Origin of the sequence: Parazoarcus communis SWub3 = DSM 12120 (assembly GCF_003226565.1) — a bacterium.
Taxonomy (GTDB): Bacteria; Pseudomonadota; Gammaproteobacteria; order Burkholderiales; family Rhodocyclaceae; genus Parazoarcus; species Parazoarcus communis.
Genome location: NZ_QKOE01000014.1, coordinates 1 through 23,358 on the forward strand (window position 1 = coordinate 1; position 23,358 = coordinate 23,358).

22 protein-coding genes are annotated in these 23,358 nt (G+C 62.2%); 9 read left to right on the top strand and 13 right to left on the bottom strand.

Annotated features, from left to right (window positions below; translation table 11 throughout):
- Positions 1-829: 829 nt before the first annotated feature.
- On the top strand, positions 830-2,353 hold the full coding sequence (locus DNK49_RS16595) for a putative bifunctional diguanylate cyclase/phosphodiesterase (protein ID WP_243632417.1): 1,524 nt from the start codon (positions 830-832) through the stop codon (positions 2,351-2,353).
- Between the two features lie 70 nt (positions 2,354-2,423).
- Positions 2,424-3,242 (top strand): class I SAM-dependent methyltransferase, encoded by an 819-nt coding sequence (locus DNK49_RS16600; RefSeq protein WP_110526965.1) that lies wholly within the window; start codon positions 2,424-2,426, stop codon positions 3,240-3,242.
- 47 nt (positions 3,243-3,289) lie between these two features.
- Here DNK49_RS16600 and DNK49_RS25025 read toward each other — a convergent pair whose 3' ends face one another.
- Positions 3,290-5,656, bottom strand: a complete 2,367-nt coding sequence (locus DNK49_RS25025; RefSeq protein ID WP_207807016.1) for a putative bifunctional diguanylate cyclase/phosphodiesterase — start codon at positions 5,654-5,656, stop codon at positions 3,290-3,292.
- Positions 5,653-6,153 carry a putative pterin-binding protein gene (locus DNK49_RS16610; protein WP_165843356.1) on the bottom strand — a complete coding sequence of 167 codons (501 nt, stop codon included), beginning with the start codon at positions 6,151-6,153 and terminating at the stop codon, positions 5,653-5,655. The genes DNK49_RS25025 and DNK49_RS16610 overlap by 4 nt, the downstream gene beginning before the upstream one ends.
- A gap of 262 nt (positions 6,154-6,415) precedes the next feature.
- On the opposite strand from DNK49_RS16610, the gene DNK49_RS16615 reads away from it, so the two are divergent.
- Positions 6,416-7,495 (top strand): 3-deoxy-7-phosphoheptulonate synthase, encoded by a 1,080-nt coding sequence (locus tag DNK49_RS16615; protein ID WP_110526971.1) that lies wholly within the window; start codon positions 6,416-6,418, stop codon positions 7,493-7,495.
- On the top strand, positions 7,492-8,322 hold the full coding sequence (serB, locus tag DNK49_RS16620; protein WP_110526974.1) for a phosphoserine phosphatase SerB: 831 nt from the start codon (positions 7,492-7,494) through the stop codon (positions 8,320-8,322). The genes DNK49_RS16615 and serB overlap by 4 nt, the downstream gene beginning before the upstream one ends.
- 23 nt (positions 8,323-8,345) lie before the next feature.
- On the opposite strand, the gene DNK49_RS16625 is transcribed toward serB, so the two are convergent.
- Both DNK49_RS16625 and yaaA read right to left on the bottom strand, forming a co-directional pair.
- Positions 8,346-9,473 (bottom strand): M14 family metallopeptidase, encoded by a 1,128-nt coding sequence (locus DNK49_RS16625; protein ID WP_110526976.1) that lies wholly within the window; start codon positions 9,471-9,473, stop codon positions 8,346-8,348.
- 61 nt (positions 9,474-9,534) lie between these two features.
- Positions 9,535-10,320 carry a peroxide stress protein YaaA gene (yaaA, locus tag DNK49_RS16630; protein WP_110527229.1) on the bottom strand — a complete coding sequence of 262 codons (786 nt, stop codon included), beginning with the start codon at positions 10,318-10,320 and terminating at the stop codon, positions 9,535-9,537.
- A gap of 183 nt (positions 10,321-10,503) precedes the next feature.
- Between yaaA and bioA the strand changes: the two genes are divergently transcribed.
- From bioA to bioD, 5 genes are read left to right on the top strand one after another with little or no spacing between them, the layout of a single operon-like run.
- On the top strand, positions 10,504-11,838 hold the full coding sequence (bioA, locus tag DNK49_RS16635) for an adenosylmethionine--8-amino-7-oxononanoate transaminase (protein WP_110526979.1): 1,335 nt from the start codon (positions 10,504-10,506) through the stop codon (positions 11,836-11,838).
- Positions 11,835-12,998: an 8-amino-7-oxononanoate synthase gene (bioF, locus tag DNK49_RS16640; protein ID WP_110526982.1), complete on the top strand. Its 1,164-nt coding sequence runs from the start codon at positions 11,835-11,837 to the stop codon at positions 12,996-12,998. Before bioA ends, bioF begins: the two co-directional genes overlap by 4 nt.
- Complete coding sequence (locus tag DNK49_RS16645; RefSeq protein WP_110526985.1) at positions 12,995-13,735, top strand: alpha/beta fold hydrolase; 741 nt, start codon at positions 12,995-12,997, stop codon at positions 13,733-13,735. Before bioF ends, DNK49_RS16645 begins: the two co-directional genes overlap by 4 nt.
- Positions 13,728-14,537 (top strand): malonyl-ACP O-methyltransferase BioC, encoded by an 810-nt coding sequence (gene bioC / locus DNK49_RS16650; protein WP_110526987.1) that lies wholly within the window; start codon positions 13,728-13,730, stop codon positions 14,535-14,537. The genes DNK49_RS16645 and bioC overlap by 8 nt, the downstream gene beginning before the upstream one ends.
- Positions 14,534-15,217, top strand: coding sequence for a dethiobiotin synthase (bioD, locus tag DNK49_RS16655; RefSeq protein ID WP_110526990.1), 684 nt, complete (start codon positions 14,534-14,536; stop codon positions 15,215-15,217). The genes bioC and bioD overlap by 4 nt, the downstream gene beginning before the upstream one ends.
- Here bioD and DNK49_RS16660 read toward each other — a convergent pair.
- From DNK49_RS16660 to bamA, 9 genes are read right to left on the bottom strand one after another with little or no spacing between them, the layout of a single operon-like run.
- Positions 15,195-15,995, bottom strand: coding sequence for a TrmH family RNA methyltransferase (locus DNK49_RS16660; RefSeq protein WP_110526993.1), 801 nt, complete (start codon positions 15,993-15,995; stop codon positions 15,195-15,197). The two genes, bioD and DNK49_RS16660, sit on opposite strands and share 23 nt — an antisense overlap.
- Positions 15,996-16,026: 31 nt before the next feature.
- On the bottom strand, positions 16,027-16,482 hold the full coding sequence (locus tag DNK49_RS16665) for a CopD family protein (RefSeq protein ID WP_110526996.1): 456 nt from the start codon (positions 16,480-16,482) through the stop codon (positions 16,027-16,029).
- Entirely contained in the window at positions 16,479-17,090 is a 612-nt protein-coding gene (gene rnhB / locus DNK49_RS16670; protein ID WP_110526998.1) for a ribonuclease HII, read from the bottom strand. Before rnhB ends, DNK49_RS16665 begins: the two co-directional genes overlap by 4 nt.
- On the bottom strand, positions 17,077-18,234 hold the full coding sequence (gene lpxB / locus DNK49_RS16675) for a lipid-A-disaccharide synthase (protein WP_110527001.1): 1,158 nt from the start codon (positions 18,232-18,234) through the stop codon (positions 17,077-17,079). Before lpxB ends, rnhB begins: the two co-directional genes overlap by 14 nt.
- A 4-nt stretch (positions 18,235-18,238) precedes the next feature.
- Positions 18,239-19,009, bottom strand: a complete 771-nt coding sequence (gene lpxA, locus DNK49_RS16680) for an acyl-ACP--UDP-N-acetylglucosamine O-acyltransferase (RefSeq protein ID WP_110527003.1) — start codon at positions 19,007-19,009, stop codon at positions 18,239-18,241.
- Positions 19,006-19,443, bottom strand: coding sequence for a 3-hydroxyacyl-ACP dehydratase FabZ (fabZ, locus tag DNK49_RS16685; protein ID WP_110527006.1), 438 nt, complete (start codon positions 19,441-19,443; stop codon positions 19,006-19,008). Before fabZ ends, lpxA begins: the two co-directional genes overlap by 4 nt.
- 5 nt (positions 19,444-19,448) lie before the next feature.
- The gene (gene lpxD, locus DNK49_RS16690) at positions 19,449-20,474 is read right to left on the bottom strand and encodes a UDP-3-O-(3-hydroxymyristoyl)glucosamine N-acyltransferase (RefSeq protein WP_110527009.1); all 1,026 of its coding nucleotides are present in this window, start codon (positions 20,472-20,474) and stop codon (positions 19,449-19,451) included.
- Positions 20,475-20,489: 15 nt separating this feature from the next.
- Positions 20,490-20,990, bottom strand: coding sequence for an OmpH/Skp family outer membrane protein (locus DNK49_RS16695; RefSeq protein WP_110527012.1), 501 nt, complete (start codon positions 20,988-20,990; stop codon positions 20,490-20,492).
- A gap of 34 nt (positions 20,991-21,024) precedes the next feature.
- The gene (gene bamA, locus DNK49_RS16700) at positions 21,025-23,352 is read right to left on the bottom strand and encodes an outer membrane protein assembly factor BamA (protein ID WP_110527015.1); all 2,328 of its coding nucleotides are present in this window, start codon (positions 23,350-23,352) and stop codon (positions 21,025-21,027) included.
- Positions 23,353-23,358 lie beyond the last annotated feature (6 nt).

Consider the following 23,358-nt stretch of genomic DNA (forward strand, 5'->3'; position numbering starts at 1 on the left):
CTGGACGCCGGTCGGCGCGGTCACGCTCAATCCGGAGCGCGACGCAGTCGTGCGCGAGCAGGTGAATGCTGAAGATATAGCGCAGTTGGTTGCATGAATCAGGCGACAACTATCTTGACTTGTTCCGGTCCAGTCCTGGTTCCTGGCCTTGGTGAGCTTGTGGCTCTCGGGTCGGTGATCCTTGTTGGCCTTCTCGACCCAAACGTCGATCGCTGGCTCGCCGCACGGATGTCCTTGGCCAGCTGGACCAGTTCCTGCGGCACCTCGGTGGTGGTAAGGCGTTGGCGTGGTAGTGCCTCCGCCCCCTCCAATCGCTCCGAGAAGGCCGTGGATACCACTCGCCGTCGGAATTGACTCCGTGCACCAGAATAACCACACCCGGCAATGGCAACGTCGCGACGAAGCGGCACACCGAACGATCCGGCAGCAGCAGACATGTACCTCCGCCGATTACGCGGGCGTTGCCAGAGGGAAGACACGTAGACTGGTCGAGCATGAACGGCAAGGCATGAAAAAATGTCAATGTAATCATTGTCACAAATAATGCACATTGCATCAAGCAACATACCCCATATCTGAACCTTGTGTCGGCCCCACGCCCCGGTTGCAGATCCATGACATGCAACACCGCGGTAACACGGTTGTCAGATACTGCGGATCCGGCCACTGTCGGCCTATTCCGAAAATTCGCCTCACCGTGACTCAGCCCCGCACAGGAACATCCGGTCAGACTCAGCACGCAGACGCTTGCGCACCGCTTGCGGGAACGGTGGTGCGGAATGCGCAATTGCGTTGGACCGGGCTCCTGCCATGGATTCCGTTGGTGCTCATGCTGCTGGTCGTGCTGATGAACATGTCGTCGTGTGCGACCCTGCCCTGCGAAGACACGTGGGCCTCACCCGTGTTGAACACGCTGCATGCGCTGCTCGCGATTGCGCTGGCTTTTGGCATTGGCCAGCTCAAGCAGATGCATCAGGCCGCGGTGACTGCCCTGCGCGATCAGACCGTGCATAGTCGCCAGTTGCAGGCAGACAAGGAAGCCGTCTACGAGCTCGCCTCACACGACGCACTGACCAAGCTGCCAAACCGGCGCCTGTTCACCGAGTTGGCAAGCAGCCACCTGAGCCGTGCGCGCCGCAATCATGGCCCCCAGGTACTGCTTTTTCTCGATCTGGACCGCTTCAAGCTGATCAACGACAGCCTGGGTCACCATATTGGCGATCTGCTGTTGCAAGCGGTCGGCAGCAGGCTGACCGAGAGCCTGCGTGAATCAGACATTGCCGCACGTCTGGGCGGCGACGAGTTTGTCGTACTACTGACCGAACTCGACTCGATCGAGGACGCCGCCAAGGTGGCCCGCAAGCTGATTGACGCGATCGCCCGCCCTTATCTGATCGACAACCAGGAGATCGAAACACGGCCCAGCATCGGCATTGCGGTTCATCCACGCGACGGACTGCAACTTGAACTACTGATGCAGCATGCCGACGCTGCAATGTACGAAGCCAAACGTGCGGGCCGAGGCTGTTTCCGCTTCTACGACCCGTCACTCAACGCTCGCTCGGCACTGCATCTTGAGCTGAGTGCCCGCTTTCGGCGCGCAATCCTGAGCGATGAATTCGTGCTGCACTATCAGCCAAGGATCTCGCTGAGTGGCTACCGGGTCACCAGCCTGGAAGCCCTGATCCGCTGGCAGCATCCAGAGCGCGGGCTGGTATTCCCCGGCGAGTTCATCGACTATGCCGAGCAGGAAGGCTTGGTGATCGAACTGGGCAACTGGGTGGTCCGTGAAGCATGCCGGCAAATAGCAGAATGGCTGGCTGCAGGCGTCGAGGTGGTCCCGGTCGCAATCAACATTTCGCCCAAGCAGTTGCGTGACCAAGGTTTTGTCGACGTCATCCGTGAAACCGTGACTCACTATGGTTTTCCGGCCAGCCTGCTGGAGCTCGAGATCACCGAACGCTGCGTGGTCGAAGACTTCGAGCGCCCGCGTCAGGCCCTGGAAACCCTATCCGCCCTCGGCATGAAGATCGCGCTGGACGACTACGGTACCGGTTTTTCCAGCCTGAGCTATCTGAAACGCTTGCCGATCGACATCATCAAGATCGATCGCAGCTTCATCAGCGATATCCGCCAGCAGGGCAACGACGCAGCCATTGTCGCTTCGACCATTGCGCTGGGCCACAACCTTGGCCTGACCGTGATCGCCGAAGGCGTGGAGACGCGCGAACAGCTGATGCACTTGCGCATTGCGGGCTGCGACGAGGTTCAGGGTTACTATTTTCACAAGCCAGCTGCCGCAGCAAGCATGGTCGAACTATTGCGATCGGGCACGATGGCGGAGCAGGCCTGATCAGGGCATATCCGGGCGCGGGCGCTGACCGGCTGATAGAATGCGCTGCCTGTCGCCAACGCCCCCTGCCATGACCATCCCAGACATCCGCCCGGAACAGTCCGCCGAACTGCTCAAGGCCTTGCACATCCTCACCCGCGACGGCAAGCTCAACCAGGACAGTCGGCGCAAGCTCAAGCAGGTCTATCACCTGTACAACTTCATCGAGCCGCTGCTCGATGAAGCCTTCTCCGCATCGCAGGAGCCGGTACTGGTCGACCACGGCGCGGGCAAGTCCTATCTTGGCTTCATTCTGTACGATCTTTTCCTGAAATCACGCGATGCCGGCAAGGTCGTCGGCATCGAGACGCGTGCCGAACTGGTGCAATCGTCGCGCCGCCTGGCGGACAAGCTCGGTTTCCAGCGGATGCGATTCTACGATCTGTCGGTAGAGGCCTCGATCGATGCCGAAGTGCTGCCACCCACGGTGGACATCGTGACCGCGCTACACGCCTGCAATACGGCCACCGACGACGCCATCCGCTTTGCGTTGCACAAGCAGGCGCGCTCCATCGTGCTGGTGCCCTGCTGCCAGGCCGAGGTCGCCGCCGAACTGCGCAAGTACAAATCGGAATCGCTGTCGCAGACACCACTGGCCGAGATCTGGCGCCACCCCATCCATACGCGTGAATTCGGCAGCCAGATCACCAACGTGCTGCGCTGCCTGTTGCTCGAAGCACACGGCTACAGCGTCACGGTGACCGAGTTGGTGGGTTGGGAACATTCAATGAAGAACGAGCTGATCATCGCCCGGCGCAACGACCACCCCCGCGGGAACGCGCGAGCGCGCATCGAGGCACTGCTCGACGAGCTCCGGCTAAGATCGCTGGCCCCCCGCTTCCTTTACTGAGCGCCAGCGCCGCAGCAAACCGCACTCCAGGGCGGCTTGCTGCGTGGTCAAACCACTACTACCCCCGCTTCACGCCACACGGGTCGCGGACGCCCGAACAGGAAACCCTGGAAATGGTGGCAACCATGTTCCAGCAGGAATCGATGCTGGGCTTCGGTTTCCACCCCTTCGGCCAGCACATTCAGTCCCAGACTGTGGCCAAGGGCGATGATGGTGCGGGCAATCACCGCGTCATTCGGGTCGGTCAGCACATCGCGTACAAATGATCGATCGATTTTCAACTGATCAATCGGCAGACGCTTCAAATACGCCAGTGACGAATAGCCGGTTCCAAAGTCATCCAGCGAGAAGCACACGCCAAGCTGGCGCAAACGCGTCATCTTGCTGATGATCTCCTCGACGTCGTCGAGCAGCAGGCTTTCGGTCAATTCCAGCTTCAAACGTGCCGGATTGGCACCCGTGCGACGGATTACCCCTTCGACTTCCTCGACAAAGTCCGGGTGGCGGAACTGCCGCACGCTGACATTGACCGCCAGGCTCAGCGACGCGGTATGCGCATCTTGCTGCCAGGCAGCAAGCTGTCGACAGGCCGCCTCCAGCACCCAGTTGCCGAGCGGGACGATCAAGCCGGTGCGCTCGGCCAAAGGAATGAAATCCGCTGGTGAAATCATGCCTTTTTCCGGATGCAGCCAGCGAACCAGGGCCTCCGCACCGGTCGGATTGCCGTCGCGGTCAAGTTGCGGCTGATAATGCAGCGCGAACCCACCCTCGCGCAGGCTGCGCCGCAGATCCGACTCCAGCGCCGAACTGGCCTCGACCGTCGCCTGCATCACCGGGTCGAAGAAGCGCAAGGTATTGCGACCGGCCTCCTTGGCCTCGTACATCGCCAGGTCGGCTCGCTTCAGCAGCTCGTCCACCCGGCTGTCGCGCGCATCGAACAAGGTGATGCCGATGCTTGGAGTGCTGTGCACCTCCTGGCCATTGAGCAGGTAGGCGCCATTGAGCGCCGCCAGGATCTTCTCGCCCGCAGTCTCCGCCCGCGGCAGGGCAGAAGCCACATCCGTGCCCAGTTCCTCCAGCATGACCACAAACTCGTCACCGCCCAGGCGTGCCACGGTGTCGGCCTCACGCACACAGGCCGACAGCCGTGCAGCAACCTGGCACAGCAACTGGTCACCATATTGGTGCCCCTGGGTATCGTTGAGGGTCTTGAAGTTGTCCAGATCGATGAACAGCAGCGCACCATGTTGACGATTACGCCCATGGGTCGCAAGCGCATGACTGAGGCGATCGGTCAGCAAACGGCGATTGGGCAGACCGGTCAAGGGGTCAAAGAAAGCGAGATTGCGGATCTCCTCTTCGGCCGCCTTGTAGCGGGTAATGTCATGGCAATGACCATGCCACAATACGGCACCGTCAGGCTTGCGCTGCGGTGTCGCAAAGCTGCTGAGCCATACGATGCGGCCATCCGGACGTTGAACCCGGCATTCGCTGGTCCACGGCTGCAGGCTTTCGGCAGAACGCTGCAATGCCCGTCGTACCCGGCCACGGTCCTCGGCAATCAGGGCATCCAGTACCCGCGAGCCATCCTCTGCTGCCGCTTCCGGTGTAACACCGAAGAATTTGGCCAGTCCCTTGCTCGTATAGGGAAACACCAACTTGCCATCGGCCTCCAGTCGCAACTGGAAGATCACGCCCGGCACATTGTCGGCAATGCGCTCCTGACGCTCGCGCAACTCACGCTCTGCCCGCTCGCTGTCCTGCAGTTCCCGGTCGCGACATTCAAGCGCGCGGATGATGGACTGCTGACGCAGCAGCAAGGCCACCAGCCCCAGGCCGAAGGCTCCCAGGAGAAAGATCATCGCAGAGGTACTGGACTGGAGGCTGCGCAACTCGCTACGTTGCGCGCTGGCCTGCTCCATCGACCGCTGGAAAACGGCATCGCTCAGCACCTTCAAACGCTGACGCACCTCCTCGATGCGCGCCACGTGCGGAGCCAGGGTCGCCCGCGTGACCGGACGGGCCTGCAAGGTCATGTCCAGTTGATTAAGCGCCTTCTCCAGATCCGTGGCAAACACATCACTGCCAGCGATGATCCCGCCTCGATAGGCCGCCACCTTGTCCGCATGACGAAGAAACGCGACATCCAGTGCGAAATGCAGCGCTTCCAGATTGGCCGGTGACGGCTGAATCTGGGCGAGCGCAACGGCTTTCTCCAGCCGGCTGAGGTCTTGCAGCATTGCAGACAGATCACGCTCACGATAGAGCGAATCCAGCGGCAAGGCGGACTCAATGCGTGAAACGTTATCCCAAAGCTGATGAATGCCGGCCACCGCAACCAGCAGTACGATGGCTGAGGCCACATGAAATGGCAAGCGCAGCAATCGACGCAGGATGGTAATCAAGGTGCTCAACGCGACACACCCTCGATCTGCTTCACCAGCCACACCCAGCGCAAGCGATAACGCGCATCGGCCAACTGCGGATCCATATCACGCGGATAAACGATACGGATCGGCCCCTTGTTGCGGGTCGTCATCGGCTGACCCTTCTTCCGCGTCGCCAGCATGACTGGCCAGCGCGTCCAGTCCTCACGCGCAATCTGCTGGGTGAACCCGTCCAGCGCCGAGACCCGGACTTCGGCAACGTCGTCCAAGCCAGCAGCCTTCAACACGTCGGCCAGCAGAGGTCCCTCGAACACGCCCTCGTCGCCCGGCCAGAAAGTGCTCGTGCTGACGCGGTACAGCCCAAGTGCCTCGAGTTGCGCCAGCGAAAAGCTGTGCTCGCCCGCACCTGTCTGGACGACCAGCACTGATCTGTCATCCTTCGACAACGGAAGATCGACACGGACGGGTACGGGGCCCGCCCCTGCAGCGGCCCACACTGGCAACAGCAATATTGCAAGGAGCACGAAGACGAGCATCCGCAAGGACAAGGCGGTAAGACAAGGCGCTGGATTCATTAACTAAAGTAATAGAAAAATCGGGCTAACGCGCGATTGTAGCGAGCTTGGGCCAGACGTGACGTGACTTAATCCTTGTGTTATGGATTATTTTTCACGCGCGTCACACCTCACTGAGTCTCCATGCAGCCCAGCACCACAATCCGCAATCTGCCTGGAACCCGCTTCGGGTTACAATCGCGAGCTTTCATGGTGCATAGCGGAGCGCCCGATGCCAGTCGCCCAGACCGAAAACCTCAATATCGTCGCCGTCGACCACATGCCCTCGCCCGAGGAGATCAAGGCCCGCGTGCCGCTGACCGATGCCGCGGCGGCCTCGGTGCTGGCTGGACGGCGTGCGCTGATGGACATCCTCGACCGCAAGGACAAGCGCCTGTTCGTGGTGGTCGGCCCATGCTCGATCCATGACCCGGTTGCCGGACTGGATTACGCCCGCCGCCTCAAGGCGCTGGCCGATCAGGTTGCCGACACGCTGCTGATCGTGATGCGGGTCTATTTCGAGAAGCCGCGTACCTCGACAGGGTGGAAGGGGTACATCAACGACCCTTACATGAACGACTCCTTCCGCATCGACGAAGGTATGGAAAAGGCCCGCCGTTTCCTTCTGGATGTAGCGGAAACCGGCTTGCCGATCGCCACCGAAGCGCTCGACCCGATTGCCCCTCAGTATTACGGCGACCTGATTTCGTGGACGGCGATCGGCGCCCGCACCTCCGAATCACAGACCCATCGCGAAATGGCGTCCGGCCTGTCCACGCCGGTCGGTTTCAAGAATGCCACCGACGGTGACATGGAGGTCGCGATCAACGCCATCATCTCTGCTGCCAGCCCGCACAGTTTCCTGGGGGTCAATGGCAAGGGGCAGTCGGCCATCCTCCGCACCCGCGGCAACAAGTACGGCCACGCCGTGCTGCGCGGCGGCGGTGGCCGCCCGAACTACGACACGGTGTCGATCTCGCTGGCCGAGCAAGCCCTGAACAAGGCCAAACTGCCAGTCAACATCGTGGTCGATTGCTCGCACGCCAACTCCTGGAAGAAGCCCGAGTTGCAGCCCCTGGTGATGAAGGATGTCATCCACCAGGTCCGTGAAGGCAACCGATCGGTCGTGGGCCTGATGATCGAGAGCAATCTGGTCGCCGGCAACCAACCCATTCCGGCCGACCTGTCGCAGCTGAAGTACGGCTGCTCGGTGACCGATGGCTGTGTCGACTGGGACACCACCGTCGACATGATCAACAACGCAGCCGGCGTGCTGCGCGAGGCGCTGGCCCAGCGGGAGTGCGCCGAATGACCTTGGTCGTGCAAGGGCTGGACGTCGACACCGTTGCGCTGAAATCACTGGCCAGGCTCACTGCTGCCACTGCGATCGAGCAGATTCATCCACAGGCCTTCCGTCTGGTCGGCGCTCGCCACGATGCCGGCGTGCCAACTTTGTGCGCGCAGGCCGGGCTGGACTGGGCCTGGGTCGACAGCAGCCGCAAGCTGAACGATTTTGGGCTGTTCGTCACCGATATGGATTCGACCCTGATCAACATCGAGTGCATCGACGAGATCGCCGACATGCAGGGCCTGAAGACCGAGGTGGCCGAGATCACCGAGGCAGCGATGCGTGGCGAAATCGATTTCCGCGAATCGCTCAGCCGCCGCGTCGCCCTGCTGGCCGGCCTGCCTGAACAGGCGCTGGAGGCGGTCTACACCCAAAGGTTGCAGCTGAATCCGGGCGCCGAAAGGCTGATGCGTGGCCTGCAAGCCGCCGGCATCCGGACCATGCTGGTGTCCGGCGGCTTCACCTACTTCACCCGCCGGCTGCAGCACACGCTCGGTTTCGATGAAGCCTGGGCCAATGAACTGGAAATCGTCGATGGGCGCCTGACTGGCCGTGTCATCGGCGACATTGTGGACGGACAGGCCAAGGCCGAACACCTCCAGCGCTATCGCGACCAGCTTGGCCTGCAGCCGGCACAGGTCATTTGTGCAGGCGATGGCGCCAATGACATTCCGATGTTCCGCGCAGCGGGCTTTGGCGTAGCCTATCGCGCCAAACCCATCCTGCGCGAAGAGGCCGACTGTTGCCTAAACCATGTTGGGCTGGATGGAATCCTGACCCTGTTCGGTTGAGCAAGCCTGCAGCTTTGCTGCACTCAAGCGCGCTGGCAGTGCCTCAGGATCGGGTTGAGCATCGCCGCCCCCAGGCGTTTGCTGCGGGCACCGTTCCAGCCAACCCGTGCATCAGGTAGCACCGCATTGTCCTTGAACGGCATTTCCAGCGTCAGCGACACGCAGGCAAAACGGTGTGCCACCCACTTGCTGGCCAGTGACAGCAACTCCTCACCAAAACGACCGGCGACATAGCCGTGTCTGGTTTGAAAGTCCGGACTGGTCTCGCGCAAGCACTCGATGAAGTCGGCCTGCTGTCGTGCCATTTCGGCGCTGAAGCCCGGCACCTCCTCGGCAGTGGAGAAGAAGACATAGGGCAGCGTCTCATCACCATGGATGTCCAGAAACAGACCGCATCCGCGCTGCTCCATCGCCTCGCGCACCAGAAATACCTCAGGACTGGCCACAGGATCCGGCGCACGCCACTCCCGGTTCAGGTTGCGCCCTGCCGCATTGGTGCGCAGATTGCCATGCACCGCACCGTCCGGGTTCATGTTGGGCACAATGTGAATCTGCGTTGCCGCACGTACCGCACGCGCGACCGGATCGGCCTCATCGAGCAGGCGCTCGAGCAGCCCTTCCACGAACCATTCGGCCATGGTCTCGCCCGGGTGTTGACGGGCAATGACCCATACCGGCGCACGATCATCACCGGATTGCCCGATCGTGATGATATCGAGCTCACGCCCTTCGACAGTCTGGCCCAGGCTGCTCACCCGCGCATAGGGCGAACAGCCTGCCCGCGCGACCAGATCGAGATGCCGTTCGTGCGAATAGGGCTCAAAATAGGCATAGTAAATATTGTCGCGCTCTGGGGTGTGGGCCACCACCAGTTGCCCGTTTTCGTAATGCGTATCCGTAATCCTGAACCAGTGCTGGCGATCATAGGAGGCCACACAGCGATAACCCGGCCATCCATCTGGATAAGCTGCGTCCGCAGCATTCTCGAACACCATCCGCAAGGGCGTACCGGCAACGCCCTGCACACGGAAATGGAACCACTGACGAAATTCGGCCGCGTTGTCGGCACGCAGACGCAGACGGACGTCCAGCGGATCGTCCGCACACAGCACCTCGATCGAGCCGGAATCGAAACCACTGCTGATCCTCATTGCCACTCCTTGATCTCGAAAACACGGCGCAAGCGCACGCGCTGCATTGTCGGTCTGGCCGTCAATCCTGGCGCCGACGAAATACCAGGGTGTCGCCGTCGGACGCCTCTGCGGCAAAGACATACCCCTCGCTGTTGAACCCGTGCAGCGCATCCACCTCATCCACGCGATGCTGGATGACATAGCGGCTCATCAGGCCCCGCGCGCGTTTGGCGTAGAAACTGATGACCTTGTAGCGGCCACCCTTCCAGTCCTCGAACACCGGGGTCACGATGCGACCCTTGAGCTGTTTGCGCTTGACCGACTTGAAGTATTCCTCGGACGCCAGGTTGAGCAACACGCGCGCCCTTCCGGCACCCTCCTCGGCGTCCAGCAAGCCGTTCAGCTCGGCGGTGATGCGCTCTCCCCAGAAAGCATACAGGTCCTTGCCCGCGGGGTTGGACAGTCGAGTACCCATTTCGAGGCGATAGGCCTGCATCAGGTCTAGCGGACGCAACACGCCATACAACCCTGACAGGATGCGCAGATGCAACTGGGCCCAGTCGAGATCGGCCGAGCTCAGCGTGGCGGCGTCGAGCCCTTCGTAGACATCGCCATTGAAGGCCAGCACCGCTTGCTTGGCATTTTCCGGCGTGAAGGGGCGGGACCAGGCAGCGTAGCGGGCTACATTGAGCGCCGCGAGGGCATCGGACAGATCCATCAATTCGGCAACCTGTGCCGGCGTACGCTCGCGCAGGATGTCGATCAGGGCAGCCGATTGATCAAGGAAATCCGGCTGGCTATAGGTACTGACGGTAGGCGGCGTCTCGTAGTCGAGCGCCTTGGCGGGAGAGATGACGAGCAGCATGTTGGGCAGGAAACGTATGGGATGGCCGATGTTAGCAAACTGTGCCGGTTTCGACGCGCAAAGCACGGGCGGCCGCATTGGACGAAGCCGGATTTCCGCGTACCCGTCCTCCATCCACTGCCGGGTTTGACACCGCTCGCCCGATTCCGCAACATTGTCCGGTTTTGCTTCTCCCGGATCACGATGCCCAAGTCGACCACCCTGCTCGAGCGCTCCCGCGCTGCCGTCTGGCACCCTTGCACGCAGATGAAACACCATGAAACCCTGCCGCTGGTGCCCATCGTGCGGGGCGAAGGCGCCTGTTTGATCGATGCCGATGGCCGCCGCCTGATCGACGGCATCAGTTCGTGGTGGGTCAACCTGTTTGGCCACTGCAACCCGCGCATCAACGCTGCGCTGCGCGACCAGCTCGAACAGCTCGAGCACGTGATGCTGGCCGGCTTCACCCATCCGCCGGTGGTGGCGTTGTCAGAGCGGCTTGCTGCACTCACCGGGCATCGCCTCGGCCATGCTTTCTACGCATCCGATGGCGCCTCGGCCACCGAAATCGCGCTGAAGATGAGCGCACACAGCTGGCGCAACCGCGGCCGTCCGCAGAAGAACCGCTTCATCAGCCTGGCCGGCAGCTATCACGGCGAGACGGTGGGCGCACTCGCGGTCACCGACGTCGCCTTGTTCCGCGATGCCTATGCGCCGCTGGTCCGGATGGGCAGCACCGTTCCGACACCCGATGCCCGCCTGGCCGGGTCGGGGCGCAGCGCAGCCGACCTGGCCCGCGAAGCTGCGTCCGCCCTTGAAGCCCATCTGCAGCAGCACCATGCCGAAACCGCTGCACTGATCGTCGAGCCGCTGGTGCAAGGCGCCGCCGGCATGGTGATGTACGACGCCGAGTACCTGCGTCTGGCCCGAACCCTGTGCGACCGCTATGAGGTCCACCTGATCGCCGACGAGATCGCCGTGGGTTGCGGCCGTACCGGCACCTTCTTCGCCTGGGAGCAGGTTGCCGGCGATGATGGCGGCTGGCCGGACTTCATCTGCCTGTCCAAGGGGATCTCGGGCGGCTATCTGCCCCTGTCCCTGGTATTGAGCAGCGACGCAGTGTTCGACAGCTTCTATGACGACACCACTGCACGCGGCTTCCTGCACTCGCATTCCTACACCGGCAACCCACTCGCCTGTCGTGCCGCACTGGCCACGCTGGAGATCTTCGAACAGGATGACGTGATCGCAAGCAACCGTCTGCGTGCGGCACACCTTGGCAAACTGGCCCGCGAACGCTTCGGCGACCGTCCGGATGTCGCTCACCTGCGCCAATGCGGCATGATCCTGGCGTTCGATGTGACCACGGCCGCGCCGGACTTCGCACGGCGCTTCTTTGCTGCGGGACTTGAGCTCGAGGTGCTGCTGCGGCCAATCGGCAACACGGTGTATTTCATGCCACCGTATGTGCTTGACGATGACGAGATGCATCAACTGATCGACGGCGCCGCTCGCGCGCTCGACCTGGCGCAGCGATGAACCAGCTCGACCGCCTGCGCAGCCAGCTTGCTGCGCTCGACGACGGCCACCTGCGTCGCCACCGCCGCAACAATGACCTGCCCTGCGCACCGCACGCCCGGGTCGATGGGCGGGACATGCTCGCCTTCTGCAGCAACGACTATCTGGGCCTGGCCGGCGAACCCTTACTGGCCGACGCGCTGGCCGACGGTGCCCGTCGCTGGGGTAGCGGCAGCGGTGCCAGCCACCTGGTGAGCGGCCATTACACCGTGCAGGAGGCGCTGGAAGCACGCCTGGCGGCCTTTGTCGGCTGTGCGCGGGCGCTGTATTTCTCCACGGGTTACATGGCCAACAGCGGCGTGATACCGGCGCTGGTCGGTCGTGGCGATGCGGTCTTCGCCGATCGTCTCAATCACGCCTCGCTAGTCGACGGCATGCTGCTGTCACGCGCGGATCTGCACCGCTACCCTCATCTTGACCTGAATGCACTGGCGCACATGCTCGAGTCCAGCAGCGCACAGCGCAAGCTGATCGTCTCCGACACCGTATTCAGCATGGATGGCGATATCGCCCCGCTGGCCGACCTGCTTCAATTGGCCGAGCGCCACGATGCCTGGCTGATGGTGGACGATGCGCATGGATTTGGCGTGCTCGGCCCTCAAGGACGCGGCGCAGCTGCCGAAGCGGGCCTTGCGCACTGGCGCCTGATCCAGGTTGGCACGCTGGGCAAGGCAGCGGGCGTTTATGGCGCTTTCGTTGCGGGCGAACAGGACGTGATCGAGTGGTTGATGCAGAAGACGCGCAGCTACATCTTTACCACCGGCAGTCCGCCCGCCCTCGCCCATACGCTGCTCGCTGCCATCGAGCAGATCGAGCACGGCGACAGCCGACGCGCTCACCTGCAGGCACTGATCAGCCGTCTGCGTGAAGGCCTGTCGCTGCAGCGCTGGCAACTGCTGCCCTCGCGCACCCCCATTCAACCCGTCCAGATCGGCGACAATGCCGAAGCACTGGCCGTTGCGCAGGCACTGTGGGCTGAAGGCCTGTGGGTACCGGCCATCCGCCCGCCCACAGTCCCTGTCGGTACGGCACGACTGCGCATCTCGCTCAGCGCTGCCCACCAGATGGCAGATGTCGACCGCCTGATCAAAGCCCTCAACCGGCTGGAGCACATACGGTGAGCCGCCCAACGCTGACCCTGCTGCATGGCTGGGCGATGACCCCCCAGGCCTGGGCGCCGCTGACCGCTGCGCTCGGTGACGCGTTTACAGTCAATGCGCCGGCACTGCCTGGCCACGCGGGTGCCGCTGCGGTGGCACCAGAGCTCCGCGCCTGGGCAGACGCCATCGCTTCTCAACTGCCGGACGATGGGATGCTGTGCGCCTGGTCGCTGGGAGCGATGCTCGCGCTCGACATCGCCGTGCGTCACCCGCGAAAGGTCTCACGGCTGGTCCTGATCGGTGCCACCGCACGCTTTGTCAGTACTGCAGACTGGCCTTGCGCGCTGCCAGCCGACACCGTCGACGCGTTTCGCAAAGGCTATGCCGAAGCCTGCAGCGCAACCCTGAAGCGCTTCCTTGGTCTGCAATTGCTCGGCGAGCCTGCAAGGCGCACGCTGCAGGCCGAGCTTGATGCTGCCCGTCAGCCTCACCCTGATGACGCAGCACTGCCGGCGCTGGTCGATGGGCTTGAGCTGCTGGCCAACACCGACCTGCGTGACCACCTTGCCCAGGTCGACCAGCCTTGCCTGCTGATACAGGGTCGTCAGGACGCATTGATGCCGGTCGAGGCCGCCCTGCGCTGCGCAGCGGCGCTTCCCCATGGGCGCTGTGAAATTCTCGAATCCTGCGGTCATGCGCCGCTGCTGAGCCAGCCGCAACGCTGTGCAGAACTGATCCGGGCGCACGCGGGTGTCTGATCAAGCCAAGCACCGCGCCCGCAAGAAAGCGGTTCGCACCGCCTTCGACAGGGCCGCAGCAAGCTATGACCGCGCTGCCGCTGTACAACGTGAATGTTGTGCCCGGCTCGCCGCGCTTGCGCTGGCCCATCCTCCACAGCGTCCGGTGGCACGCCTGCTCGATGCCGGCTGCGGCACCGGCCATGCCATCAACTGGCTAAACCGGCAGTTTCCGCAAGCCCAGCTCCTGGCGCTTGATTTCTCGCCAGCGATGTTGATACGGGCACGACAGCAGCATGAAGGACATGTCCATCCGCTGTGCGCCGATCTCGAGCACATTGCACTCGACGGCAACACCATCGACCTGCTGTGGTCCAGCCTGGCGGTGCAGTGGTGTCCGCCACATCCGGTGCTGGGGGAGCTGGCCCGCGTGCTGCGACCCGGTGGACAGGCCTGCATCGCCACCCTCGGCCCACGTACCCTGCACGAGCTGCGCACCGCCTTTTCGACCATCGATGACGCCAGCCATGTGGTCGACTTTGAACCACCTTTGGTGTGGCGTGAAGCCGCCACATCCGCAGGCCTCGAGGTCATCGCCAGCGACAATATGGACGTCCTGGCGCGCGCCTCCGATCTGCGCAGCCTGCTTGCCGACATCAAGGCCATTGGCGCACAGACAGTCGGCCCAGGTCGTCGGCGTGCACCACTTGGCAAGGCCGCCTGGCTCCGTCTTCAAACGGCCTACGAGTCATTTCGCTGCGCCGACGGCAGCCTGCCCGCCACCTATGATCTGATCCTGCTGATCCTGAGGAAACCCGAATGAGCACTGCACACGCCTGGTTCGTTGCCGGCACCGATACTGAAATCGGCAAGACCTTCGCCACCTGCGCGCTGATTCATGCGGCCCGCGCACGCCATTTGCGCGCGATCGGCATGAAGCCGGTCGCGGCTGGCGCGGACTGGATGGATGGCGAACTGATCAACGAGGACGCTGCCCGCCTGCGGGCCGCCGGCAGCTTCGACCCCGGTATCGCCTTGCTCAACCCCATCTGTCTGCAGGCGCCCATCGCACCCCATATCGCCGCTGCCGAAGAAGGGCGCAGCATCGACACCCGGCTCATCCGCACCGCTTTCGACATGCTGGCGACACAAGCTGACTGCCTGTTTGTCGAGGGCGTTGGCGGTTTCCGCGTACCGCTCGGCGACGACTACGACACCGCCGATCTGGCGCGCGACCTGGATCTGCCCGTCATTCTGGTCGTCGGTCTGCGTCTGGGCTGCATCAATCACGCCCTGCTGACCGCTGAGGCCATTTCCGCCCGTGGTCTGCGTCTGGCAGGCTGGATCGGCAACCAAGTGGATCCCGCCATGCTGCGGGTGGAGCAGAATATCGACGCCTTGCGCTCACGCCTGAATGCCCCGCTACTGGGCGTCCTGCCCCGGGTCACAGATGGCAACCCGGCAACTGTGGCCAACCGCCTCACCCTGCCGGTGATTCAATAGCCGACTGCCGCCGTTGCTCGAACAGGCAGATTGCCGCCGCTGCGCCGACGTTGAGCGACTCGATACCGGCTGCCATCGGAATGGTCACAACGCCGTCGGCGCGCGCGAACAAGGATGCGGACAAGCCCTGCCCCTCGGCGCCGAACAGCCAGGCGATCGGCCCACTCAGATCGGTCTCGTAGACCGAGCGGGCATTCGCCCCCAGCCCGGTTGCCAGAGCGCGCCCTGAAAAATCGGCCAAGGCTGCGAAGGCATCCACCTGTTCGGCAATCGGCAGGTGAAAATGCGCGCCCATGCCGGCACGCAAGGCTTTTGGCGACCACGCCTGGGCGCAGCCCGGGGTCAGCCAGGCAGCGGCAATGCCAGCCGCAGCGGCGGTTCGCAGGATGGTACCGAGGTTGCCGGGGTCCTGCACCGCATCCAGGATGACGATGGATCCCCCACGCGCCACTTCCGTGGATACGCTGGGTATTGCGATCAAGGCAAGGATGCCGGACGGCGTCTCAACCGGACTGAAGTGGGCGAACAAGGCATCCGACACCAGATTACGCTGCACATCAGCAGGCAGACGCTCGAGCAGGTCCAGTATCTCGCCATTGTTCAGGCCACTCTCCGACACGAACACCTCAAGCACGGTCACCCCGGCTTCGATTGCCGCCGTGATCAGATGCGTACCGTCAAGCAGCGTCTGCCCCAGCTTGCGCCGCTCACGCGCCTGGTTGGCGAGCGCATGCACCAGCTTGATCCGCGGATTGTCACGCGAACTGAGGTTTCTCACAGGGATGCTCCGCTTCCACCCGGGTTCAGGCTCAGAACCCCAGACCCAGGGTGGCCACCGCGATCGTCGCCACGCCCAGCCCCAGATTGAAGCCCACACGCTGGCGGATGCGGTTCATTGCTACCGCGGCACGCGCCCAGTCCTCCGCCACCACCGCGGTACGCATCTCCCGCCACGGCCCGAACCAGATCGACGCGAAAACCGCAATCATCACACCGCCGGTCAAGGTCATCACATGCCAGGCCAGCGGCGCACGGGCAAACCCGACCTCGGTCAGCATGCCAACACCGGACACCAGGATCAACGCAATCGCCAGCCAGACCAGCGGGAAAAATCCTTGCAACACGGCACACCATAGCGTCAGCCGACGATCGGGCGGCAATTGCATCGCGGCCGGTCGCAGGCACAGCCAGGCGAAGGCCATGCCGCCCACCCATACCGCAACGCCAAGCACATGCAGGAACAACATCAGGTGATGCAGCGTCATGTTTCGTCCTCCGTCCATAAGGGCGGGTTGTCCAGGATCTTGCGTACCGGCGCGAAGCTGCGACGGTAAAAATCCGGAACGCCATGGCGGCGGATCGCCGCCAGATGTGCGGCCGTCGGGTAGCCCTTGTGCCCGGCCAGACCAAACTGGGGATACTGGCGGTCAAGTTCGCGCATCTGCTCGTCACGTACCGTCTTGGCCAGGATCGACGCCGCCGAAATCGAGGGCTCCAGCGCATCGCCCTGCACGATCGCGCGCATCGGCAGCGCCAGATCGGGGCAGCGGTTACCGTCGATCAACACCTCGTCGGGGCGCAAGGTCAGCGCTTCTACCGCGCGCTTCATCGCCAGCATGCTGGCGTGCAGGATGTTGAGGCGGTCGATCTCGGCAACCGAAGCTTCGGCCACGGCCCAGGCGAGTGCCCGCTCGCGAATCAGCAGCGCAAGCCTGTCCCGTGCCTTCTCGCTGAGCTTTTTTGAGTCGTTGAGGCCATCGATTGGCCGCGTCGGGTCGAGGATGACCGCAGCAGCAACCACTGCGCCGCATAACGGTCCCCTGCCCGCTTCATCCACGCCACAGATCAGGCGAATACCTTCAGGCCGTGACATGCGCCGCCTGCAGATGCGGAAGAATAGCGTCGGCCGCCTTGGTTGCGGTGTCCTGACGCAACTGATGGTGCAGATCGGTGAAACGCTCCACCAGACGCTGACGCGCCCCGGCATCACCCAACCAGTGATCGATCGCGTCGGCCAGTTTCAGCGGCGTGGCCTCATCCTGCAACAGTTCGGGCACCAGCGACTCATTGCACAGGATGTTGGGCAAACCCACCCAGGGCAGATAGGCCATGCGCATCATCAGGCGATACTGCCACTTGCCAATGCGATAACTGATCACCATCGGACGCTTGAGCAGTGCGGCCTCGAGCGAAGCGGTACCACTGGCCACCAGCACCACGTCGGCTGCAGTCATTGCATCGACAGCATGACCAAACAGCATGCGGATCGGCAGTTCTGTTGCCTGGCGGCGGTGCAGGGCCTCCTCGAACAAGGCTCGCGTCTCGCGGGTGGCCAAGGGCACCAAGAAGATCGCGTCAGGGTGACGCTGCGCGAGCAATGCCGCAGTATCGATGAAGGTGTCAGCCAGATTGCGGACCTCGGACTGCCGGCTGCCGGGCAACAGCGCGATCACCGGTCGTTGCGCAGGCAGATCAAGCCGCTCGCGCGCCGCGGCGCGATCAGGCTGCAGCGGGAACACGTCCGCCAGTGGATGTCCGACATAACTCGCGGCAACACCCGCTTTGTCGTAGATCGGCTTCTCGAACGGAAACAGGCACAACACACGGCTGACGGAACGGGCGATATTCTTGATCCGCCCACCACGCCAGGCCCAGATCGACGGGCTGACAAAATGAATGGACGGCATGCCGGCATCCTTGACCCGCCCTTCCAGCCAGAGATTGAAATCGGGTGCATCGACGCCGATGAAAGCCGCCGGCCGGTCACGCAGGATCTGCGCCAGCAACTGCTTGCGGATGGATGACAGCGAACGATAACGCTTGAGCGCATCCACATAGCCGTGCACGGCCAGCAACTCGCATGGCCAGCGTACGTCAAAACCTTCAGCCTGCATCTTGGGTCCGCCGATGCCGTAGAACTCGGCCTCGGGGAGACGCTTGCGGATGGCTCGGATCAGGTGGCTCGCCAGGAGATCGCCGGAGGCCTCCCCTGCCACCATGGCGATTCTGGGCGCCATGTCGTCACCGCACCAGGCCGCGCCCGGACTGGTTGATGAAGTCGCTGAAAGCCTGCACCTCGGCAAACTCGCCCGCGAGCGCGGCAATCTGCTCACGGGCCTCGTCCAGCTTCAGACCAGAACGGTAGAGGATGCGGTAGGCACGCTTGATCGCACTGATGCCTTCGGCACTGAAGCCGCGACGGCGCAGCCCCTCGCTGTTGATACCGTGAGGGGCTGCGGGATTGCCCGCCACAGTAACGCAAGGCGGCAGGTCCTGCAGCAGTACCGTACCGACCCCGCAGAAGCTGTGCGCACCGACACGCACGAACTGGTGCACGCCGGTAAAGCCACCCAGGATGGCCCAGTCCCCAACGTGCACATGCCCCGCCAGCGTCGCATTGTTGGCGAAAATGGTGTGATCACCCACCTGGCAATCGTGCGCGATGTGCACGTAGGCCATGATCCAGTTGTCGCTACCCATACGGGTGACATGCGCATCCTGGCTGGTGCCCACGTTGAACGAGCAGAATTCTCGGATCGTGTTGCGATCACCGATCTCAAGCCGGGTCGGCTCGTCCTCATACTTCTTGTCCTGCGGCTGGGCGCCGATCGAGCAGAACTGGAAGATCTCGTTGTCACGTCCAATGCGGGTATGCCCTTCGACAACGACATGCGAAGCGATCCGCGTGCCATCACCGATCTCGACGTTTCCGCCGATGATGGAATAGGCGCCGATCGACACATTCGCGCCGATCTTAGCGTTCGGGTGAACGATGGCAGTGGGGTGGATCATGGCTTGGTCTTCAACGCGCACATCAGTTCTGCTTCGGTTGCGATCTGGTCACCGACGCGGGCAACACCCTTGTACTTGTAGATGTTGCGTTTGCTTTGCAGGATCTCGACGTCGAACAGCAACTGATCGCCCGGCACGACCGGACGCTTGAAGCGCACGTTGTCGATGCCCGCAAAATACACCACCGAGTTCTCGTCGGGCTTCACGCCCATGCTCTTGAACGACAGCAGCGCAGCCGCCTGCGCCATGGCTTCGACGATCAGCACGCCGGGCATCACCGGATGATGCGGGAAATGCCCCGGGAAAAAGGGCTCATTCATGGTGACGTTCTTGAGCGCGAGGATGCGCTTGTTGGGCTCGAGCTCAAGCACCCTGTCCACCAGCAGGAAAGGATAGCGGTGCGGCAGGTATTCGAGGATTTCGTTGATGTCCATGATGTTCAGCTAGAGTCCCGTTCTTCGAGGCGTTTTTCGAGGGCGCGTATTCTATCCGCCAACGCGTCGAGATGGCGGAGATGCGAGAAATTCCTGACCCAGTCGGCGTGCGGCTGGACCGGCAGATTGGCGGTATAGACACCGCGCTGATGGATCGACTTTGTCACCAGGGTACCGGCGGAAACGACCACGTCATCGGCAATCGTCAGATGACCGATGATGCCGGCCTGCCCCCCGATCATGCAGCGCGCGCCGATATGGGTACTGCCGGCAATGCCCACACAACCGGCAATTGCGGTGTAGTCGCCAATTCGTACGTTATGGCCGATCTGGATCTGATTGTCGATCTTGACGCCGTTGCCAATCACAGTGTCATCGAGCGCACCACGATCGATCGTGGTATTGGCCCCGATCTCGACATCGTCTCCGATGACGACTCGCCCGACTTGGGGGATCTTCACCCAGGCACCGGTTTTTTCCCGTGCGAAACCAAAGCCGTCGGAGCCGATGACCGCACCTGAATGGACCAGACAATCACGACCAAGCAGGCAGTTGGCGTAGATCGTCACCCGCGGCAGGATGCGACTGCCTGCACCGATCTGCACACCGTCACCGATGCAGCAGCCCGCACCAATGCTGACCCCTTCGCCCAGCACCACATCCTTGCCAATGACCGCACCCGCATCGACCGCGACCGAGGCCGGGAGAGTGGAAGCGACACTGGCCAAAGGGTGCACGCCAGGCACGACCATGGGGGCCGGATTGAACAGCCTGGCAACGCGAGCGAAATACAGATAAGGATCGTCTACGACGATGCGTGGCCGGTCGGTCAGTGCATCGCGACTCCTGACCCCAAGAATGACGGCAGCAGCAGCACTCGACTTCAGCCTTCCGAGGTATTTCGGATTGGCGAGAAAGGACAAATCCCCCTCGCCGGCCTGATCCAGCGTCGCCACCCGACGCACCAGAACACTACCGTCACCGACGAGCTCACCGCCCAGCTGCGCGACCAGCGCGTCGACACGCATCATCGCTTGCGATCGTCCTTACTTGGCGTCGGACAATGCCTTGACGACCTTGTCGGTGATGTCGATACGCGGGCTGGCGTAGACCGCCTCCTGCAGGATCACATCATACTTTTCGGCTTCTGCGATCTGCTTGACCGCGCGATTGGCCTTCTCCAGCACCGAGGCAAGTTCTTCGTTGCGGCGCTGGTTGAGATCCTCACGGAACTCGCGCTGCTTGCGCTGAAAATCGCGGTTCAGATCATTGAACGCACGTTCCTTTTCGCGACGCTCGCCCTCGGCCATGGTCGTGCTGTTGCGCTCGAGCTGCTCCTGCAGAACCTGCAGATCCTTGGCCATGCGCTGCATTTCCTGATCGCGCTTTTCGAATTCTTTCTCCAGGCGCTGCTGGGCACGCACGGCAGGCCCGGCTTCGCGCATCACGCGGTCGGAATTCACGAAACCGATCTTGGTTTCCGCAGCAGCCGCCTGCGACAGGCCGATCAGGGTAAGGGCGAGAACGGAGAGGGTACTGACTTTCACAAATATCTCCACGAGAAACAGGTGCCGGGCGCGATCAGAACACGCTGCCAAGCTGGAACTGGAAGCGCTGGATATCGTCACCGCTTTCCTTCTTCAGCGGCAAGCCGAGGCTGAACTTCAGCGGACCGATCGGCGAACTCCAGGCGAACGCAAGGCCGGTACTGTAGCGCAAATCGCCGATGTTGATACGTTGATCCTTGCCGGTGACGGGATCTTCACCCCAGACGTAGCCCGCATCGAGGAAGGCCGAGATACGGAACGAGCGATCCTTGCCAGAACCCGGCATCGGGAAGAAGAATTCTGCATTCCCCACCAACTTGCGCGTTCCGCCGGTCGCATCGCCCTCGGCATCCTTGGGGCCGAGCGAACTTTGGTCGAAGCCGCGAACGGAGCCAATACCGCCCACGTAGAAGTTCTTGTAGAACGGCACCGGTTTGCCGCCATAGCCATTGGCCCAGCCGATATCGCCATTGAGCATCAGCGCGTAGTCACGCCCGATCGGGAACCAGTGCTGGTACTGATAGTTCAGCTTGGTGTAACGCAGATCGCCCGGCGGCATGGAGATCTCACCATACACGCGCTGATACACACCCTTGCGCGGGTACAGGAAGCTGTCGCGGCTATCACGAGACCACCCCGCCGTCAGCAGCAGGCTGCTGACAGTGACATTACCTACACCGCTCGCATCGCTACAACCGAAGTCGATGCAGAAATCCTTGTACTGGCTCGGACTCTCGTCATAAGTCGTGATCTTTGTACGGTCGGCACTCAGTCCAAACGAAATGCTGTCATCCTCGGCAATCGGGAACCCCAGACGTAGCCCAGCGCCCGTCGACACCGTCTTGTAGCGCGCAACGGAGTAAGACTCCGAAGGGTCATAAGTACGGTGATACACATCCCAGCCCAGGGAGACGCCATCAACCGTGTAGTAAGGATTGGTGAAGGACAAGGCGTAGGTGCGGCTCGACGAACTGGTGTTCAGACCCAGCGTCATTGCGTTGCCGGAACCAAACAGGTTTTGCTGCGAGATCGACGCCGACAGCACGATCTTCTCGGAGCTTGAGAAACCCGCACCCAGCATCAGGTTGCCAGTGGCGCGTTCCTTCACCCCAAAATTGACGTCCACCTGATCGGTTGCGCCCGGCACCGGTGGCGTCTCGACCGTCACCTCGTCAAAGAAGCCCAGACGGTCGACCCGTTCACGCGAGCGGTTGATGGCCGCAGCGTCGTACCAGGCCCCTTCCATCTGGCGCATCTCGCGACGAATGACCTCATCGCGGGTCTTGGTATTGCCACCCACGTTGATTCGACGCACGTAAACCCTGCGACCCGGATCAACAAAAATGGTGAAGGCAACCTCACGCTTTTCCTTGTTGACCTCGGGCGCCGCATTCACGTTGGCAAAGGCGTAGCCCTCGTTACCCAGTCTGTCGGTCACTGCCTTGGTGGTTTCAGTGAGGCGTTCACGCGAGAAGATTTCGCCCGGACGTATCGTGCTGAGCGCAAGGTAATCGGACTCCGGCAGGATCAGGTCACCGGTGAAGCGCACGCCAGTCACGGTGTATTGCTCACCTTCCGTGATGTTGACGGTCACGTAGATATCTTTCTTGTCCGGCGTGATCGAGACCTGGGTGGAATCGATATTGAAATCGAGGTAGCCGCGATCCAGATAGTAGGAGCGCAGGTTTTCGAGGTCGGCAGAAAGCTTCTGACGTGAATACTGATCGTTCTTGGTGTACCAGGTCAGCCACCCCGGGGTCGTGAGCTGGAACAGGTCAAGCAGATCCTTGGATTTGAACGCCTTTGCGCCAACGATGTTGATGCTGGCGATACGGGCGACATCACCCTCCTCGACCGCAAAGTTGATGCCCACCCGGTTGCGCTCGAGCGGTGTCACCGTGGTGGTCACCGAGGCAGCGTACTTGCCACGACTGAGGTACTGACGCTTCAACTCCTGCTCCGCACGATCGAGCAAGGCACGGTCGAAGATGCGTGACTCGGCCAGACCGACCTCGCGCAGCCCTTTCTTGAGCGCGTCCTTGTCGAATTCCTTGACGCCGACAAAGTCGATCTGGGCGATGGCCGGCCGTTCATCAACCAGCACTACCAGCACATCGTTCTCGGTTTCAATGCGAACGTCGCGGAAAAAACCCGTGGCAAACAGCGCGCGGATTGCTTCGGCCGCCTGTGCCTCGGTGAAGGTATCCCCCACACGAGCCGGAAGATAGTTGAAGACGGTACCGGCCTCGGTCCGCTGAATACCCTCTACACGGATATCCTTGACCACAAAGGGTTGGAAGGCGAATGCGGGAACTGAAGCAAAAAGGGCTGCGATCAGCCCGGAGATGCGCTTGCGATTCATTCGTTA

Bases quoted from the DNA above. Each gene is read 5' to 3' on its own strand.
- DNK49_RS16595 (WP_243632417.1), top strand. From the start codon at position 830: ATGCTGCTGGTCGTGCTGATGAACATGTCGTCGTGTGCGACCCTGCCC.
- DNK49_RS16600 (WP_110526965.1), top strand. From the start codon at position 2,424: ATGACCATCCCAGACATCCGCCCGGAACAGTCCGCCGAACTGCTCAAG.
- DNK49_RS16615 (WP_110526971.1), top strand. From the start codon at position 6,416: ATGCCAGTCGCCCAGACCGAAAACCTCAATATCGTCGCCGTCGACCAC.
- serB (WP_110526974.1), top strand. From the start codon at position 7,492: ATGACCTTGGTCGTGCAAGGGCTGGACGTCGACACCGTTGCGCTGAAA.
- DNK49_RS16625 (WP_110526976.1), bottom strand. From the start codon at position 9,473: ATGAGGATCAGCAGTGGTTTCGATTCCGGCTCGATCGAGGTGCTGTGT.
- yaaA (WP_110527229.1), bottom strand. From the start codon at position 10,320: ATGCTGCTCGTCATCTCTCCCGCCAAGGCGCTCGACTACGAGACGCCG.
- bioA (WP_110526979.1), top strand. From the start codon at position 10,504: ATGCCCAAGTCGACCACCCTGCTCGAGCGCTCCCGCGCTGCCGTCTGG.
- bioF (WP_110526982.1), top strand. From the start codon at position 11,835: ATGAACCAGCTCGACCGCCTGCGCAGCCAGCTTGCTGCGCTCGACGAC.
- bioD (WP_110526990.1), top strand. From the start codon at position 14,534: ATGAGCACTGCACACGCCTGGTTCGTTGCCGGCACCGATACTGAAATC.
- DNK49_RS16665 (WP_110526996.1), bottom strand. From the start codon at position 16,482: ATGACGCTGCATCACCTGATGTTGTTCCTGCATGTGCTTGGCGTTGCG.
- rnhB (WP_110526998.1), bottom strand. From the start codon at position 17,090: ATGTCACGGCCTGAAGGTATTCGCCTGATCTGTGGCGTGGATGAAGCG.
- lpxB (WP_110527001.1), bottom strand. From the start codon at position 18,234: ATGGCGCCCAGAATCGCCATGGTGGCAGGGGAGGCCTCCGGCGATCTC.
- lpxA (WP_110527003.1), bottom strand. From the start codon at position 19,009: ATGATCCACCCCACTGCCATCGTTCACCCGAACGCTAAGATCGGCGCG.
- fabZ (WP_110527006.1), bottom strand. From the start codon at position 19,443: ATGGACATCAACGAAATCCTCGAATACCTGCCGCACCGCTATCCTTTC.
- lpxD (WP_110527009.1), bottom strand. From the start codon at position 20,474: ATGATGCGTGTCGACGCGCTGGTCGCGCAGCTGGGCGGTGAGCTCGTC.
- bamA (WP_110527015.1), bottom strand. From the start codon at position 23,352: ATGAATCGCAAGCGCATCTCCGGGCTGATCGCAGCCCTTTTTGCTTCA.